Source organism: Flectobacillus major DSM 103, assembly GCF_000427405.1.
Lineage (GTDB): Bacteria > Bacteroidota > Bacteroidia > Cytophagales > Spirosomataceae > Flectobacillus > Flectobacillus major.
The window spans coordinates 4,153,690-4,169,705 of record NZ_KE386491.1 but is presented as its reverse complement, the minus strand read 5'-3'; the positions used below and the strand labels follow the sequence as shown (position 1 = coordinate 4,169,705).

Below are 16,016 nucleotides of genomic sequence, written 5' to 3'. Positions count from 1 at the left end.
CCATCAAGGCTTGTCTTCTATTCCTAAAGTACTAATGGCAGGATTGATAAGCCTTGGTGTAATCACAATTTTGAAAATTTTATTGCCTGCCACACTAAATTCTGCCACAAATCTCCCTTTAGCTTTCAAGGCACGATACACCGCTGTATAATTAATTTTGCTACTCCAGCCATGTACCGCCAAAGCACCCGCCACTTGGTCGAGGCATTTACTCAAATTAGAAAAGTAATTGAGGACAGGTTCTTTCTCACGAACAGTGTTGAGAGACCCAATCGATATGACGGCAATCTCATAAATAGTTTGTTGTTTCATAACGCCAGAAAGCCCTTTTTTAAGATGATAACAGCTTGTCTAAAATAAGTTTACAAGCATTTTTAGTATTCAAAAGCCGGCAAAATTTCTTTTTTTCAACAAAATAGAAAAAAATATGATTTAATTGAAAAACTATTTAACTATTTTTCAACTCTGAAACTTTTCTATATCCTTTGTCGTTTAGTTATTATATCTCATAAAAAACAAAAAGCCCCGTCCAAAAAACGGGGCTTTTTTTGTTCAATATTATTTGATATTTATTGAGCAATGGCTGTAAATTCAATTTCTACCAAGTAATCAGGCGATACTAATTTTGAAATCTCGTAAATACCAGTAGTTGGTTTGATTTCGCCAAAATAAGCTCCGTGAGCTTTGGCAATATCATCAAACTTGGTAATATCGGTAGTAAAAATTCGTGTTCTTACAACATCTTTTGTAGATACACCTGCCTCTTCTAGTACTTTGGCGATACGCTCCAATATATTGAGGGTTTGGGCGTAGGCATCATCAGCTTTTACTTTTTCGCCATCAACGATAGCCACTGTTCCTGATACCTCAACGATATTTCCGATTCTTACTGCACGACAATAGCCCATTTTATCTTCCCAAGTAGAGCCTGTCAAAATATTTTGTCTAGACATACAAATGATTGTTTTTTGGTTACGTCACAAAGATAAAATAAATGGGCAAAACGTTGGGGCAATCTTGTAAAGTTTGGGCATAAAAAAAGGCTCAAACTATAGTGTTCGAACCTTTTAGTAACCAAAAATCGATACTTTTACGCGTGTACTGCTACCAAATTGGCCTCCATTAAAGCGGCCAATTCTTCTACCGTTTGCACTTTATCTATCTCACTGTCTGGCAATGTAATACCATACGTATTTTCTAAATAAGCTACTACCTCTAAAAACTCTAATGAGTTCATGCCCAAATCGGCATAAAAGCGTTTTTGAGGAGCAATCAATCTCGGACTAATATAAAAATTCCGTGATAAAAATTTTGTCAATTTTTCTGTGCTGAATCTCATAGGTTTTTTAATTTATAAATTTTGACGATTGTTATTCTAGTTTAACGACAATTATTGAATAAAAGTGCCTTGAATTAAGATTTTTTTCATACAATTGAGAAAAATCATATATTTTATATAAAAGTTATGCACGCTGACTATTCTTGAATTATTTAAAGAATCCTTAATCTAGCAATAACAGTATGTCTGAAGTAGATTTTACGCCTTTTGACTAATACTTGGTGGCAAAAGCTTATACATTACAGGAGTAACCAATCGAGCCAATAATGTTGAGCTAATAATACCGCCAATCAATACAAGAGCCAATGGCGAATAAAGCTCAGAATATTCAACAACAAGCGGTATCAAACCACCAATGGCTGTTAGGGATGTTAGTACGATAGGTACAAAACGAACCTCGCCCGCTTCTCGAATTGCTTCTTCTAAGCCGTGCCCTTCTTCTCGAAGTTGATTGGTAAAATCAACCAGTAATAAGGAGTTTTTCACTTCTATTCCTATAAGTGCAATAAAGCCAATAACAGCCGTAAACGATAGGGTTTCGCCCCAAAGTAATAGCATTAAGATAGCCCCAACAATACCCAATGGAATAACCGACAGTACAATTAATGTTGATTTAAAATTCCTAAATTCAAGAATAAGAACAGCAATCATACCAAAGACAGTTATCAGAACTATTACCCCTATGCCTCCAAAAGATTTTTCTGCATTTTCTGCTTCGCCTGCTACACGGTACGAAAACCCTTTAGGAAACTTAAATGAATTGAGTTCTTTGATTATCTCCTGATTTACTTTGGCTGTATTATATCCTGACTTCAGAAAAGTTGAAATCGTAATATAACGTTCTTTGTCATAGTGCAATATTTGATTTTGAGATGTTTCAAACTGAATATCAACCAATTGCTTCAATGGTACGGCTGTACCTGTAGCATTATTGACATACAAACGATTAAATACCTCAAAATCTTGTTGTGTTCCTGTTCTAGGAATAGAAACATTGATATTATAGCCATCTTTTTCGCCATCTTCACGATAGGTTCCCATATTGAGGCCAGCAATGCCGAGCCTAACGATTCGGTCTATCTCAGAAGAATTCACGCCTAGTAAACCTGCCTTTTCTTTGTTGACAACTACCTTTAGGTCGGTGGGTTGTACTTTTAGTGGATTATTGACATAAATTGCTCCAGGATGCTTAGCCAACAATTTTTCTACTTTGAAAGCTACACTTCGGAGGGTATCCAAGTTTTCGCCAAAAATACGATAAGCAATGGGTGCTTCTAAAGGAGGCCCTTGCTCAAAATCTTTTACTTCTATTTTTGCATTAGGGTAATTAACCAACTGGGTTCTTAATTGGTCGATTAGAGCTTTCTTTTCTGATGTTTCCATATCTTGCAACATCACAAATAGCTGCCCTGTATTTTCGGATTGCCCTTTTTCGATAACATTATAGTAAATCCGAGGGTTAAAACGACCAACGTTTGAGGCGATATTTTTAATTTCAGGGACTTTCTTGAGCTTCTCTTCTACAAACTTTACAGCTTGCGAAGTGGCAGCCATATTACTTCCAACGGGCGTTTCGACATTGACCAAAAACATGGGCTTTTCGGAAGTAGGAAAAAGTGAAAAACCTAGAAAAAACTTGGCCAATACCATTACACCCACAAAAACACCTAAAGCTCCTGTAAGCGTTGTACGAGGGTGTTTTAGACACCAGTCCATCAATCGACCATAGGTGGCTGAAATGATTCTTTTCATACCTCTCAATATCATATTTCCTTCTGGATTGTGCGAATCGGACAACAATACCGACGATAAAAAGGGTACAATGGTCAACGAAACAATCATAGATGCTAAAACAGTAAATATCACAGCCATTGGCAAACTTCGGATAAACTCGCCTGCGGCCTCTGGCAAATTAGCTATCGGCAAAAAAGCAAAACAAAGTAATATAGTACAGCCCAATACGGCTAATCCTATTTGTTTGGTGGCATCTATAGCCGCCTGCTTCCGTGGTATTCCTAATCGCATAAATCGCTCTATATTCTCAACAACTACAATGGAGTCATCAACCAAAATTCCTAGTGCCACAATCATTCCTACTATTGAAAGCTGATTAATGGTATACCCAAACACATACAACAACGTAAGCCCAATAGCCAATGAAAGCGGTATCGAAATCATTACAACAATACTGGCACGTGTACCAAGGGGCAAAAGGGTAATTAATACCAACAAAATGGCAATACCAAAATCTTTTGCAAAACGACTAAGGCGTTTATCGACCGAATCTGCTTGGTCAAATACTGTTACCATGTCGATACTTGGTGGCAGCTGCTCTTTAAATGATGCGGCTATTGGGTCGACCGTTTTACGAATCGCAATAATATTTTGACCTTGTTTTTGACAAGCCGTTACAAATACGCAACGGTGGCCGTTCAAGCGGGTAAGGTGTGTTTCGTCTTCGTATGCAAATTTTACTTGAGCAATGTCTTTTAGATATACTATTTTGCTTCCATTAGTATAGACAATTGTATTCTTGATTTCGTTAAGGTCTTGGTACGCTCCAGACGTTTTTATATTAAATTTTTTGGTTGTGACATTGATACTACCTCCAGGGATATTTACATTTTCAGACTGAATTGCCCCTAAAACCCGATTTACAGGGATTTGGTCTTGAGCCATTTTGGCCAAATTCAATTCAACGGCTACTTTTCGAGCAGGAAACCCCCACGACTTGATATTGGTGAGAGCTTTTACCTTCTCAAGTTTTTTTTCTAATTCGTCGGCTTGCTCTTTTAATTTGGAATAGGGCAGATTTTCGCTAACCAAAGCAAATTGATAAATATTGACATCGGTTGGGCGGAATTTTTGTACCCTAATATCAAGTATTTCGGTTGGTAAATCTTTGCGTATTGCATTTACTTCACGGACTACCTCTTGGTATTTTTCTTCGGGGTCTTGCGAAAAATCGTATTCTATCTGAAATACGGCAGCTCCATCCAAAATAACCGTTCTGATTCTGTCGATATTATCTAATTCATTAATGCGTTTTTCAAAGGGATCTACAACCAGCTCCTCCATATCTTTGGGGGTTGCTCCTGGATAAATAATCGTAACCCCAAATTGAGGCGATTCAAACTCGGGGTCTTCGCCCCTAGGCATATTAAATAAAGCATAAAGCCCTATTGAAAGTACTGCCAAAAATACCACAAGGGTAAATTGATAGTTTTTTACGGAAAATTCTGAGATTCTCATAAAGGAATATGGTAAAGCTCAAACCAAGGGTTTAAGGGATTGTCAAAAAGAAAAAATGCGTAAGGGCAAAGGTTTTATTGAACCACTTTTACTTTTGCTCCTTCTACCAAATACGCCGAACCATCGGTAATTACCTGTGTAATGCCCGTTAGCCCACTTTGTACAAAAGCCCTTTGGTTGTTGATATAGGCTATTACCAAAGCGATTCGCTTGGCTTTACCATTTTCGATAGTGTACACAAAAGCCTCATCGCCATTGCCTTCAATAATTGCATCGACAGGCACAGAGGGTAATTGTTGTTTGATAGAAGGATTAATCAATGCTTTGGCAAATAACCCTGTCGCTATTTTCTTGCCCTGGGTATTCAGTTTTAGCTCGGCTTGGTACAAACCCGAAGCTTGGTCTGCTCCTTGTGACAAAGTCGTAACGATAGCCTGAAATTGGGTATCTGGAAAAGCGTCGAGCTGAATACTGGCGTGGTCGCCTAGTTTTAGGCGAGTCCAGTCTTTGTCGGCAATACCAACCTTCACCACCCAGTCGTTGGCACTGGCTGCATTGACAAAAAAGATAGGAACACCAACATTGGCATATTCACCTTCGTTCATCATTTTTTTCACTACCACCCCATTGGTAGAAGCATAAATTTTAGAATACCCTTGGTTATATTGTGCTATCTGTAACCCTTGTTTGGCTACACTCAACGACGTTGTAAGATTTTGAACTTGCTCTAAAGTAGCTACCGAGTCTCGGTAAAGGTTGCTTACTCTTCTTAAATCACGCTCTATTTTGATAACATTTTCTTGAGCTTGCTGTACCTGAGCGTTAATTTCGGTAAGATTAAGGCTTGCCAAAAGCTGTCCTTTACGAATCGTTTGGCCTTCTCTTACCCATATTTTTTCAATAATACCTCCTGTTTTAAACGACAACCGGGCTTCGTGCAACGAACTTATCAAGCCCGAAGCTTTGATAGGCTCTGTAGCATTGGCTAGGGCTACATCTACCAATTTTACAGGTATTACGGTATCGTCGAGTGTGGTTTTGTTATGGGCTTTTTTCTTGCCGCAACTCGTTACCATCAATAAAGCAACAAGGGCATATAATGAGAGCTTGTATATTGTCTTCATCTTGTGTATTGTTTAGATTTGTGGATACCCCGATGGGCTTTTATCCTGATTACAAAAAATTATTTTAATTGATAAGCCGCCGTAGCTCTTTCTAACTCTGTCCACTTGAGCCATACATCATAATGAGCAATGGCCTGCTGTAGCTGTGCTTTATTGAGCTGGGTTTGGGCATCGAGTAGTTCTATAAAATTGAGATTTCCTTCTTTGTAGCGACGCAACATATCTTTGTAGTATCTTTCGGCAGTAGCTACCTGAGTGGCTTTTGAAGCTACAATTTCATGGGCGGCATTTAGGGCATTTTGGGCAAGCACAACCTGCAGGTCTAATTGATTTTTGACATACTGTAACTGTGTATCGGCTGCGGCTAAATCCATTTCGGCCTGCTTAACTTTCAGTTGATTTCTCCCAGAAGAATACACAGGGAGGTCGATAGAAACACCAACTAAGAAAAAAGCATTTGGCGACAAAAAATTTTTATCGGCACTTGCAATTTGGGCAAAACGCCCCTGCGAACCTACATCCAGAGAAGCTCCAATTTTGGGCTTATTGTACGACTGGCTGAGTCCTAATAGTTGTCGGTTCAGGTTGAGGTTTGCTTGTAGTTTGTCTAGTTCTTCACGGTGGCTGGCTTCAATTTTGAGAGGAATCATACTTGTTTCAAAAACCGAGTCAATTGTAATGGTTTCAGCAAAATCTTTATTTAGCAAAAAGTTGAAATATGCAGCGGCATTTTTCTGTGTTCCTTTGGCAGCTTCTATTTCGGCCATGATACCAGCGATTTCATTTTTGGTTCTGACCAATACCGTTGGATTAGCCATACCATTTTGAATAAGGCTTTGATTGACACGTTCACTTTCTTTCAAAATTTTCAAGGCATTATCATATACCTTTAGAGCTTCAGAGGCTTTTAAGTAATTAAAATAGGCTATTTTAATATCCTTTACCAATTCTCGTTTATAGACTACCACCTCGGTTTGTTGCATAGCAATCAGTTCTTTTTTGATACCTTGGTTATACTTGATTTCGGCGTTGATTAAAGGCATGGTTGTTTTAACACGCATATCATAAAAATCCTTAGGAATCAATTGCTCACTAACATTTTGTATTTGAGGAAAAGCATTACTACCAGTAAGCTGATTTAGGGTAGAATAAACAGGATTGACCAAATCGCCCACAGGGATGTCGATAGTACGCCCACCCAAAGCCGAAGAAAGCGTAGTATTAAAATTGACAGAGGGCTTGAATAGCGTTTTGGCTTCACTAAGGGCAAAAATGGCCTTTTGCAGTTGAAAGTTCTGTTGTTTTACAATTTGGCTATTTGCTAAGCCTTCTTGTACATACTTGTTGAGCAAATCGGACTGGGCTATACCCCTATATCCGAGCATCATACCAAAAAGAGTAAGTAGATATTTCATATAGTATATTTAAAATACATTTGTAAGTTTATGAACACTGTTTAGCATAAGGTTAAATAAAAAGCATCAACTTTGGCTATGCCAAAAATTAATGCCAACAAACTTGGTTGGACCTGCAAGAGTTCATCGCTCTCGCAGGTCTTAACACTAGGGGATTTTTAGATTTTTTCAGCCCAAAAAAGCTGTTAAATCTTCACTGCTTAATTCACTTTGTAAATCCTTAAAATCAATTAGTTACTATTGCTTCAAAGATTCAAAGACAAAGTAACTAAAACTATTTAATAGTATTGCTTGTAACCACCAAATTGGTTGTACATTTTGCTATCAAAACACCATTTTCATTTCTTATTTCTCCTTCGGCATGAGCTATTTTTTTACCCATCCGCACTACCCTCGATTTTACGAGTACCTTCTCGCCTATTTTTGCACTAAAAAGATAATCTACCGAAAGGTTTACTGTACTATAAAAAACATTATTTCCCATGGTAAATACAGTCATACCTATAATATCGTCGAGCATCGTAGCGGCAATACCTCCATGCAAAATATGGGCAGGATTTACCATATTTTCTTTCACTATATACTCTACGGTTATAGAACCCTCTTCGGCTGCAATCAGTGTGCCATCTAAAAACCTTGCTACAGGCGATGGACTATTGTCGGCAATACGTTTTCCAATATTTTGTTGAAAAAAAGCCAATGCTGTATTACTCATTTGTTTTCTTTAAAAGTGTTAGTACTTGTTCGAGCGAGACCTCCATTAAATGAGGTAAATCTGCACTTGGATTCATGAGTGCAAACGTTTGAAAACGCCCTCTGATATACAACGATGCCAAGCCATGCACATACGCCCAAATCGACATAGCTGTTACATTTACATCGGCTACTTGAATGTAGCCTTGTTCCATACAAAGCATGATGTTTTTTTGAAGATGGACAAAGTTTTGCATGCCACAATCCCACTGGTCATCGCCATTTTTTTTCTTGATAGCCTCCATTGGGGCATCTTTAATAAACATCAAATCGTACAGTTCGGGGTTTTCTATTGCAAATTGCAAATAGATTTTTCCTCGTTGATAAAGCTGCTCAAAGCTATCAGGAATAGCTTCTAGGTGCTTCGTAACCTCAAATAACTTGTCAAATCCTAGCTCGTGTACAGCAAAAAACAATTCATCCTTGTCTTTGAAGTGTAAATATATTGTAGCGGGACTGTACTCGATTTTGTCGGCAATCGCTCTGATAGATGCTTTTTCAAAACCTTCTTCGATAAAAATCTCCTTGGCAGCTTCTAATATTCGCTGGCGAAGCTCCATCTTTTCCCGCTCTTTTCTTTCTATAATACCCATTTATCTATTCGTTGGTAAATTAGTGAGTTCGTTTATTGACTTTTGCTGACAACCTTTGACTTGGGTTTATGTTTCAGTCTACACCCGTAAAAATAACTAATTTTCTTTGCATCAATATACTACACTGTTAGCCCAGATATTACCCATTTACAAATCCAATAGAAGCCCCTATTCATTATGCTCAATAATTCACTTATGTACTTTATTTCACTCTTGACCAAACCGTAGTGCGGCCTAACAACGAAATACCTACATATCCCCGAATTTCTAATTCGTTAGTATTTTTTAGCTTTATAATACACGAATAGGTTTTTCCATTTTGGGGGTCGTAAACACTGCCATCTTCCCAGGCTTTTCCTTTGAAAGTAAAGTTTTTTAGAATAACCGAGCCTATGATATTTTGTGAACGCAACGCTTCGTCGGGGTTATGTACATCTTTTTTAGTACCGTCTTTTCCCCAAGATACCTTGCCGAAGTATTGTTCACCTTGTTTATAAATCAATACTTTTCCGTCTTTATTCTCTGAAAGCCATTCGCCCAAAATAGCGTCTTTGTTGGTTTGCTGGGCTGTTGCCCAAGTGGCTACTAATAGTAAGGCTGATAAAATAAAAGCGATTTTTTTCATAATAATTGATATTGGTTTGTGAGATTTGCTTTTTGAAGGTTGTTTTCAATCCTTTGATAATCAATATAGACTCCCAAAATAGATAAGTAATATTACTCAAAACTTTTTTAGATTCCTTCTCTATCTGATATTATTAGGCTACATGATATATCGAAGATTATTTTAACAACGATGTGAATTTACTAAACAGTGTTCAGTAAATGAAATTTTTACATATCTTTTTTGAAAAATCTATGAAAAATCATTTTTTGAAAAAAATCAAAACACTGATTTACAGCAAGTTAAATAAAATAGATTATTATTTAAAGACAATCTATTAAATTAGTAGTTTGTGCTATAACTAAGATATTTCTAATTTTGTAAAATTGCACCAAAATAGACCTCTTTGAAGTGACTCAATTAGTGATAATTAGGATAGGTGCAAAAATTGCAATGCAGTTGTTCTGAAAACCAATATTTAATCCCAGAAATTTCAAAAAATATGAATTACCCACTTAACCAGATTCCTGAAAGAACTGAAAAGCCACGTCAAAAAGGTTTGACAATGGTAATGGACAAAGGGCTTAGTCTTAGACAAGTTGAAGATTTTTTGGAACTTGGCTCCAATTATACCGACATCGTGAAGTTGGGATGGGCGACTTCTTTTGTTACTCCCAATCTAAAAGAAAAATTGGCTTTGTACAAGTCGGCAGGCATTCCTGTTTATTTTGGTGGTACTTTGTTCGAGGCATTTATTGTCCGTGGTCAGTTTGACGAATACCGTCGTGTACTCGACCAGTTTGGTATGGAATACGCCGAGGTATCTGACGGTTCTTTGGAAATGGAACAAGACCAAAAATGTGAATATATTCAAACGTTATCAAAACAAGTAACTGTACTTTCGGAAGTAGGCTCAAAAGATGAAGCCAAAATCATCCCTCCTTACAAATGGATTAAATTGATGAAGGCCGAATTAGAAGCAGGTGCTTGGAAAGTTATTGGCGAGGCTCGTGAAGGGGGTAATGTTGGTTTGTTTCGTGCATCGGGCGAGGTTCGTCAGGGGCTTGTAGAAGAAATTTTGACTGAGATTCCAGAAGAAAAAATTATTTGGGAAGCTCCTCAAAAATCGCAACAAGTATGGTTTGTGAAGTTGGTAGGTGCCAATGTAAACGTTGGTAATATTGCTCCGCACGAAGTTATTTCATTAGAAACTATTCGTTTGGGGCTAAGAGGCGATACATTTTCTCACTTTCTTGATAAATAAACTTGAATAAATAGCCTTGCTTGGCTTATTCTAACCTCAAAACTCATTCTCTAAGACAATGGAAATCATTCAGTTTGTTCTTCAACTGTTAAAAGACCCTTTGACAGCTTTAACACAATTTATCAATGACAATGGTACGCTTACGTATGGTTTGTTGTTTTTGATTGTTTTTGCCGAAACCGGCCTCGTGGTAATGCCTCTTTTGCCTGGCGACTCTTTGTTATTTGCTATTGGCGTATTGGCTGCTCCTGCAACAGGTGGTAAAATTGATATTACATTTGTTATTCCGTTGTTGATTGGTGCTGCATTGATTGGCGATAATGTCAATTACTTCATCGGAAAATACTTTAGTGACTTTGTGAAATCTAAAGATAAAATCCTTTTTCTAAAACGTGAACATATTGCACAAACAGAGGCTTTCTATGAAAAAAATGGTGGCCAAACTGTAATTATGGCTCGTTTTGTACCGATTGTTCGTACGGTTGCTCCTTTTGTGGCTGGTGCTGGTAGCATGAAATATCCCAAATATATTACTTTTTGTATTATTGGGGCTATTTTGTGGGTAACCTCTATTACGCTTTTGGGGTACTTTTTAGGCAACAACGAATGGGTAAAACATAATTTTGAGAAAGTAGTATTAGGTATTGTTGCAGTATCTGTTTTGCCAATGATTATTGGCTTTGTAAAAGCCAAATTGGCCAAGTAATACTTGCTCATTTATTCTATTTTTAGGCTATAAGCTTTATTCATAAGTCAATTGGGCTTTGTATAAAGTTTATAGCCTTTTTTGAACAACAGTCTTGAAAATATAGCCCAACGTTTTTAGCAGCACATGAATAATCTATTTGGCCTTATTGGTTTTCCTTTAGGACATTCGTTTTCTAAAGGGTATTTTACTGAAAAATTTGCTCAACTTGGCCTGTCCAATACACACGCCTACGAGAAGTTTGAGCTAGAAAATGTTGCTGATTTTCCAGCTTTACTCAAAAGCCATACCGCTCACCTTCGTGGGCTCAACGTTACGATTCCTCATAAACAAAGTATTATTCCGTTTTTGGACGAAATAGATGAGGCTGCTCGCAAAATCGGGGCTGTCAATACCATCAAGTTTCTCCCGAATGGAAAAATCAAGGGTTTTAATACCGACTATTGGGGCTTTAGATGGACCCTCGAAAAATGGGATGCCTTTACAGAAATAGCTCCTAAAAAAGCATTGGTATTGGGCAAAGGCGGGGCAGCCAAAGCTATTGTTGTGGCTCTCGAAGATTTAGGCTTGGAGGTACAATTGGTTTCTCGAAGAAAAGAAGAAGATACCATTACTTACGAAGAGCTTACAGCCGAGGTAATGCAAAAGCACCTTTTGGTGGTAAATACTACACCCCTAGGAATGTACCCTAAGGTAGATGCTTGCCCGCCTATTCCTTACGAACTGCTTGGCTCGCAACACTTGCTTTACGATATTGTGTATAACCCTCTCGAAACCTTATTCCTCAAAAAAGGACTTGAGGCTGGTGCAAAAGCCGTACATTTTGGCTTAGAGATGCTTCATGGACAAGCAGAAAAAGCATGGGAAATTTGGAATGAGGCTTAATGATTTCAATTTATCTTTACAAGCACTACTACTACAACGCAGCAAGGTTTGTGAAGATAAGTTGTACTTTACTTCATATTCCAGAATTGAAATATGAAGTAAAGTACAAGTGAAATAAATCTAACAGTTCTACTTTTATTCGTATAACTTTAACCTCAACTTATGGGTTGGCTCGATAGTTTTTCAAGATATTATCGCCCACTTGTTGTTGGGCAAATACAGGCTTTTCTAAAATAGGAGCAGCAATACCATCGCCAAGAACCATTGAGCTTTCCCAGACCAAGGCTTCGTCCCATAAGCTCGTTTTTATCAGCGAGTTTAACAAATAAGCCCCTCCTTCCACAATTAGTGATTGAACTTTCTTTTGGTACAAGTCGTCTATCAAAAAGCTTAGTAAGTCTGTTTGCGGAGGTATTTTACAAAATAGTATATCTCCTTCTATTGCTTCTTTTTGAAGGTTATAACAGATCGTTTTTTGCCCTTCTGAATAAATTTTGGCATTATCTGCAATACGTAAATCTTTGTCGATAAGAATGCGTATGGGACTTTTTCCTGTCCAAAAACGATTATCAAGCGATGGGTTGTCAAACTGTGCGGTTCGAGTGCCTACCATAATGGCATCTTCTTCCGAGCGTAGTTTGTGAGTCCAACGCCTAGATAAGGCATTCGATATTTGTATGGCCTGATACTGGGGTAATGCTATTTTGCGGTCGGACGATTGAGCCCATTTAAGGATTATATAAGGGCGTTTTTTTTCAAAAAATGTAAAAAAACGTTTATTCAACTCTCGTCCTTTTTCGGCTAAAATACCCGATACCACCTCAATACCTGCATTCCGCAGTTTTTGAATACCCTTACCCGCTACCAACGGATTAGGGTCGTCGTTGCAGATATATACTTTTTTGACACGGTGCTTTACCAATAAATCGGCACAAGGTGGGGTTTTACCAAAATGAGAACAAGGTTCTAAAGTAACAAATACCTCCGATTCGGACAGAATACTTTTATCGGCAACATCGTTGACAGCATTTACTTCGGCGTGCCAATCACCATACCGCTGATGCCAGCCCTCGCCCACAATCGTACCTTGATGTACAATTACACAGCCCACCATTGGATTGGGCGATACTGCTCCAGCTCCTAGCTGTGCCAATTGCAAAGCCCTGTTCATAAAAGACAAAATAGCTGTTTCAGAAAGCGAATTATTATTTGATTGCGGCATTGTGTAACTTTGTGCTTTAACTTAATGATATGATTTATCAATCTTCTCGAAAACTTTTCTCTGATTTAGTAGCCGAAATTACGGCAGTTTACCCAGAAAACGAAGCAAAAAGCATGGCGTATTTGCTTTTGGAATATTGGGGAAAACTTAGCAAAACCGATATTCTGATGGATAAGTCCGTCGAAATTCGAGAACCGCTTGCCCCTGCTGTGGCTCGTATCAAGGCATTTGAACCTATTCAATATATTATAGGATATGGAGATTTTTATGGCCGTAGCTTTCAGGTAAGCTCTGCAACCTTGATTCCTCGCCCCGAAACCGAAGAATTGGTTCAGTATATTATACAAAAAGCAAAAGCTCCTGTCCGTATCTTAGACATCGGTACAGGCACAGGCTGTATTGCCATTTCGCTAGCCTGCGAAATACAAGGTGCAGCGGTAGTGGCTTACGATATTTCGGAAGAAGCACTAACTATAGCCCAGAATAATAATATTACGCATCAGGCCAAAGTGCAGTTTCAGTATCAAGATATATTAGCGACACAAGAACAAACATTGTCTCAAAAGTTTGATATTATTGTTAGTAATCCACCTTATGTTACCAATCATGAAAAATCAGAAATGGAAGCTAATGTATTAGACTATGAACCTCACTTAGCCCTTTTTGTTGAAAATGATAATCCTTTACTTTTTTACAAGGCTATTGCTCAGTTTGCAAGCCTTAATTTAGTAGAAAATGGATTGTGTATGGTCGAAATCAACCAATATTTTGGCAAAGAAACAGCTGAGGTATTTGTAAAAGCTGGTTTTCAAGACGTAGAGATTATTCAAGATATGTTAGGACGGGATAGGTTTGTAAAGGGTATTCTACAAAAATAAAGGAAGCCCCGTTATGGGGCTTCCTTTATATATACTTGTTCAGTTCAAGACTAATATGCTCTAATTTCAACACCTTTCATGAAGTTTACGAAGGCTTTATTAACCACCTTGTTTCCTCCAGGAGTTGGATAGTTTCCAGTGAAATACCAATCACCTAAATTATTTGGACAAGCTTTGTTCAAGCTAGATACCGTTTGATACACAATAGCCAAATCAGCGGTTAGGTCTTTAGGTTTTACTATATCAGCAATTTTAGCAGCGATTTCTTCTTGTGTAAATGGCTCATAAATAGCTTTTACAAAGTTTTGTGAAGCCGATTGTCCCAACTCTAAGGCACTCAAACAACGTCCGAGGGTATCCTCTAATACATCGTCCATACCACGCTCGTGCAATAGCTCATAAGCTGCACGGAAAGCCACAAAGTCTTTCATACGTGACATATCGATACCATAGCAGTCTGGGTAGCGAATTTGTGGAGCAGACGATACAATCACAATCTTTTTAGGGCCTAGTTTATCTAAAAGCTTCAAAATAGAACGCTCTAAGGTTGTACCACGCACAATCGAGTCATCGATCAATACAACATTGTCTACGCCTTTTTTGATTACTTCATACGTTGTATCATAAACATGCGACACCATGTCGTTACGGTCGGCATCGTTGGTAATAAAGGTACGCAACTTAACGTCTTTAGAAATCAACTTTTCAACCCTTGGGCGGAAAGTCAATAACTCTTCCAAAGCTTTTTCGGCAAGACCGCCTTCCATAATAGCTTTCTTGCGTTCTTTGGCCAAATAGTCTTCCAAGCCTTCAATCATTCCTAAGAATGCTGTTTCGGCAGTATTTGGAATATACGAAAATACGGTATTTTTTAGGTCGTAATTAACCTCTTCGAGTACTTGTGGGATTACCAAACGGCCTAATTGCTTACGTTCGGCATAAATATCGGGGTCTGAAGCACGAGAGAAATAAATTCTTTCAAAACTACATGATTTCTTTTCTAGCGGTTCTATAAATTTCTTTTCAGCATAATCACCACGCTTGTTGATAATCAGTGCATGACCTGGCTGAACCTCCTGTATGTCCTCATAATTACAGTTGAACGATGTTTTGATAGCTTGTTTTTCAGAAGCAACCACTACCACTTCGTCGTCGGCGTACCAATAAGCTGGGCGAATACCCGAAGGGTCACGAGCCACAAAGGCCGAACCGTGTCCGGTAACACCACACATGGCATATCCACCGTCAAAATCTCTACAAGAACGTTGAAGAACTCTTTGTAAATCGATATTGTCTTCTATTACATCCGACAATTCAGGATTTTCGTAGCTGTGTTTATGGAAATCAAATTGGCGTTGGTTTTCTTCATCAAGAAAGTGACCTATTTTTTCCATTACCGTAACAGTGTCTACCTTTTCTTTGGGGTGTTGTCCAAGCGAAACGAGCTTATCAAATAGCTCCTCTACGTTGGTCATGTTAAAGTTCCCAGCAACAACCAAATTTCGGCTTCTCCAGTTGTTTTGCCTTAACATTGGGTGGCAGTTTTCTATTTCATTCTGGCCGTGCGTTCCATAACGCAAATGCCCTAAGAAAACTTCGCCAGAAAACGCCACATTCTCTTGAATCCATTTGGCATCTCTTCCTTTGTCTTTGTGGTCTTTAAGACCCTTACGAAACTTTTTGTAAATTTTCCCAAAGATATCAGCTACAGCATTTTGTTCGACGGAGCGGTATCGGCTAATATACCTATGCCCAGCGGGAACATCAATTTTGATGTTGGCTACTCCTGCACCATCTTGCCCTCGGTTTACTTGCTTTTCCATCATTAGGTAAAGCTTATTAATACCGTACAAGGGTGTGCCGTACTTATTAATATAGTACTGATAGTCTTTTCGGAGACGGATGAGTGCTATACCACACTCGTGTTTGATTGCGTCAGACATGACCTTACTTTGTAGTTATTTTGCGTTTGTTGAGCCTT

15 protein-coding genes are annotated in these 16,016 nt (G+C 38.3%); 4 read left to right on the top strand and 11 right to left on the bottom strand.

Annotation, left to right across the window (positions count from 1 at the left end; genetic code table 11):
* Positions 1-3 precede the first annotated feature (3 nt).
* The 9 genes from FLEMA_RS72540 to FLEMA_RS72500 all read right to left on the bottom strand — a co-directional run bounded on the left by FLEMA_RS72540 (position 4) and on the right by FLEMA_RS72500 (position 9,101).
* Positions 4-312 (bottom strand): hypothetical protein, encoded by a 309-nt coding sequence (locus tag FLEMA_RS72540; protein WP_044173010.1) that lies wholly within the window; start codon positions 310-312, stop codon positions 4-6.
* A gap of 257 nt (positions 313-569) precedes the next feature.
* Complete coding sequence (locus tag FLEMA_RS72535; RefSeq protein ID WP_044173009.1) at positions 570-953, bottom strand: RidA family protein; 384 nt, start codon at positions 951-953, stop codon at positions 570-572.
* Positions 954-1,090: 137 nt separating this feature from the next.
* A complete protein-coding gene (locus FLEMA_RS72530) occupies positions 1,091-1,339 on the bottom strand; it encodes an acyl carrier protein (protein WP_044173006.1) in 249 nt (82 codons plus the stop codon).
* Between the two features lie 198 nt (positions 1,340-1,537).
* A complete protein-coding gene (locus tag FLEMA_RS72525; protein ID WP_044173004.1) occupies positions 1,538-4,591 on the bottom strand; it encodes an efflux RND transporter permease subunit in 3,054 nt (1,017 codons plus the stop codon).
* A gap of 74 nt (positions 4,592-4,665) precedes the next feature.
* Positions 4,666-5,715 (bottom strand): efflux RND transporter periplasmic adaptor subunit, encoded by a 1,050-nt coding sequence (locus tag FLEMA_RS72520; RefSeq protein WP_044173002.1) that lies wholly within the window; start codon positions 5,713-5,715, stop codon positions 4,666-4,668.
* Between the two features lie 59 nt (positions 5,716-5,774).
* Entirely contained in the window at positions 5,775-7,130 is a 1,356-nt protein-coding gene (locus tag FLEMA_RS72515) for a TolC family protein (RefSeq protein WP_044173000.1), read from the bottom strand.
* Positions 7,131-7,404: 274 nt separating this feature from the next.
* The gene (locus tag FLEMA_RS72510) at positions 7,405-7,845 is read right to left on the bottom strand and encodes a PaaI family thioesterase (RefSeq protein WP_044172999.1); all 441 of its coding nucleotides are present in this window, start codon (positions 7,843-7,845) and stop codon (positions 7,405-7,407) included.
* Complete coding sequence (locus FLEMA_RS72505; protein ID WP_044172995.1) at positions 7,838-8,476, bottom strand: TetR/AcrR family transcriptional regulator; 639 nt, start codon at positions 8,474-8,476, stop codon at positions 7,838-7,840. The genes FLEMA_RS72510 and FLEMA_RS72505 overlap by 8 nt, the downstream gene beginning before the upstream one ends.
* Positions 8,477-8,678: 202 nt before the next feature.
* On the bottom strand, positions 8,679-9,101 hold the full coding sequence (locus tag FLEMA_RS72500) for a DUF2147 domain-containing protein (RefSeq protein WP_044172993.1): 423 nt from the start codon (positions 9,099-9,101) through the stop codon (positions 8,679-8,681).
* 481 nt (positions 9,102-9,582) lie between these two features.
* On the opposite strand from FLEMA_RS72500, the gene FLEMA_RS0143840 reads away from it, so the two are divergent.
* The 3 genes from FLEMA_RS0143840 to FLEMA_RS0143830 all read left to right on the top strand — a co-directional run bounded on the left by FLEMA_RS0143840 (position 9,583) and on the right by FLEMA_RS0143830 (position 11,935).
* Entirely contained in the window at positions 9,583-10,344 is a 762-nt protein-coding gene (locus FLEMA_RS0143840) for a phosphosulfolactate synthase (RefSeq protein WP_026997940.1), read from the top strand.
* A 58-nt stretch (positions 10,345-10,402) separates the two neighbouring features.
* On the top strand, positions 10,403-11,050 hold the full coding sequence (locus tag FLEMA_RS0143835; protein ID WP_026996856.1) for a VTT domain-containing protein: 648 nt from the start codon (positions 10,403-10,405) through the stop codon (positions 11,048-11,050).
* A gap of 126 nt (positions 11,051-11,176) precedes the next feature.
* Complete coding sequence (locus FLEMA_RS0143830) at positions 11,177-11,935, top strand: shikimate dehydrogenase family protein (protein ID WP_026996855.1); 759 nt, start codon at positions 11,177-11,179, stop codon at positions 11,933-11,935.
* A 160-nt stretch (positions 11,936-12,095) separates the two neighbouring features.
* Here FLEMA_RS0143830 and ribD read toward each other — a convergent pair whose 3' ends face one another.
* Positions 12,096-13,157: a bifunctional diaminohydroxyphosphoribosylaminopyrimidine deaminase/5-amino-6-(5-phosphoribosylamino)uracil reductase RibD gene (ribD, locus tag FLEMA_RS72495; RefSeq protein WP_044172991.1), complete on the bottom strand. Its 1,062-nt coding sequence runs from the start codon at positions 13,155-13,157 to the stop codon at positions 12,096-12,098.
* Positions 13,158-13,186: 29 nt separating this feature from the next.
* Here ribD and prmC point away from each other — a divergent pair, with 29 nt between their 5' ends.
* Complete coding sequence (prmC, locus tag FLEMA_RS0143785) at positions 13,187-14,035, top strand: peptide chain release factor N(5)-glutamine methyltransferase (RefSeq protein ID WP_026997939.1); 849 nt, start codon at positions 13,187-13,189, stop codon at positions 14,033-14,035.
* A 50-nt stretch (positions 14,036-14,085) separates the two neighbouring features.
* Here prmC and FLEMA_RS72490 read toward each other — a convergent pair whose 3' ends face one another.
* Complete coding sequence (locus tag FLEMA_RS72490; RefSeq protein ID WP_044172988.1) at positions 14,086-15,978, bottom strand: amidophosphoribosyltransferase; 1,893 nt, start codon at positions 15,976-15,978, stop codon at positions 14,086-14,088.
* Positions 15,979-16,016 lie beyond the last annotated feature (38 nt).

Coding starts and splice junctions, on each gene's coding strand:
- FLEMA_RS0143835 (WP_026996856.1), top strand. CDS start 10,403: ATGGAAATCATTCAGTTTGTTCTTCAACTGTTAAAAGACCCTTTGACA.
- FLEMA_RS72535 (WP_044173009.1), bottom strand. CDS start 953: ATGTCTAGACAAAATATTTTGACAGGCTCTACTTGGGAAGATAAAATG.
- FLEMA_RS72520 (WP_044173002.1), bottom strand. CDS start 5,715: ATGAAGACAATATACAAGCTCTCATTATATGCCCTTGTTGCTTTATTG.
- FLEMA_RS72515 (WP_044173000.1), bottom strand. CDS start 7,130: ATGAAATATCTACTTACTCTTTTTGGTATGATGCTCGGATATAGGGGT.
- FLEMA_RS72540 (WP_044173010.1), bottom strand. CDS start 312: ATGAAACAACAAACTATTTATGAGATTGCCGTCATATCGATTGGGTCT.
- FLEMA_RS72505 (WP_044172995.1), bottom strand. CDS start 8,476: ATGGGTATTATAGAAAGAAAAGAGCGGGAAAAGATGGAGCTTCGCCAG.
- FLEMA_RS72525 (WP_044173004.1), bottom strand. CDS start 4,591: ATGAGAATCTCAGAATTTTCCGTAAAAAACTATCAATTTACCCTTGTG.
- FLEMA_RS0143840 (WP_026997940.1), top strand. CDS start 9,583: ATGAATTACCCACTTAACCAGATTCCTGAAAGAACTGAAAAGCCACGT.
- FLEMA_RS72510 (WP_044172999.1), bottom strand. CDS start 7,845: ATGAGTAATACAGCATTGGCTTTTTTTCAACAAAATATTGGAAAACGT.
- FLEMA_RS72500 (WP_044172993.1), bottom strand. CDS start 9,101: ATGAAAAAAATCGCTTTTATTTTATCAGCCTTACTATTAGTAGCCACT.
- FLEMA_RS0143830 (WP_026996855.1), top strand. CDS start 11,177: ATGAATAATCTATTTGGCCTTATTGGTTTTCCTTTAGGACATTCGTTT.
- ribD (WP_044172991.1), bottom strand. CDS start 13,157: ATGCCGCAATCAAATAATAATTCGCTTTCTGAAACAGCTATTTTGTCT.
- FLEMA_RS72490 (WP_044172988.1), bottom strand. CDS start 15,978: ATGTCTGACGCAATCAAACACGAGTGTGGTATAGCACTCATCCGTCTC.
- FLEMA_RS72530 (WP_044173006.1), bottom strand. CDS start 1,339: ATGAGATTCAGCACAGAAAAATTGACAAAATTTTTATCACGGAATTTT.
- prmC (WP_026997939.1), top strand. CDS start 13,187: ATGATTTATCAATCTTCTCGAAAACTTTTCTCTGATTTAGTAGCCGAA.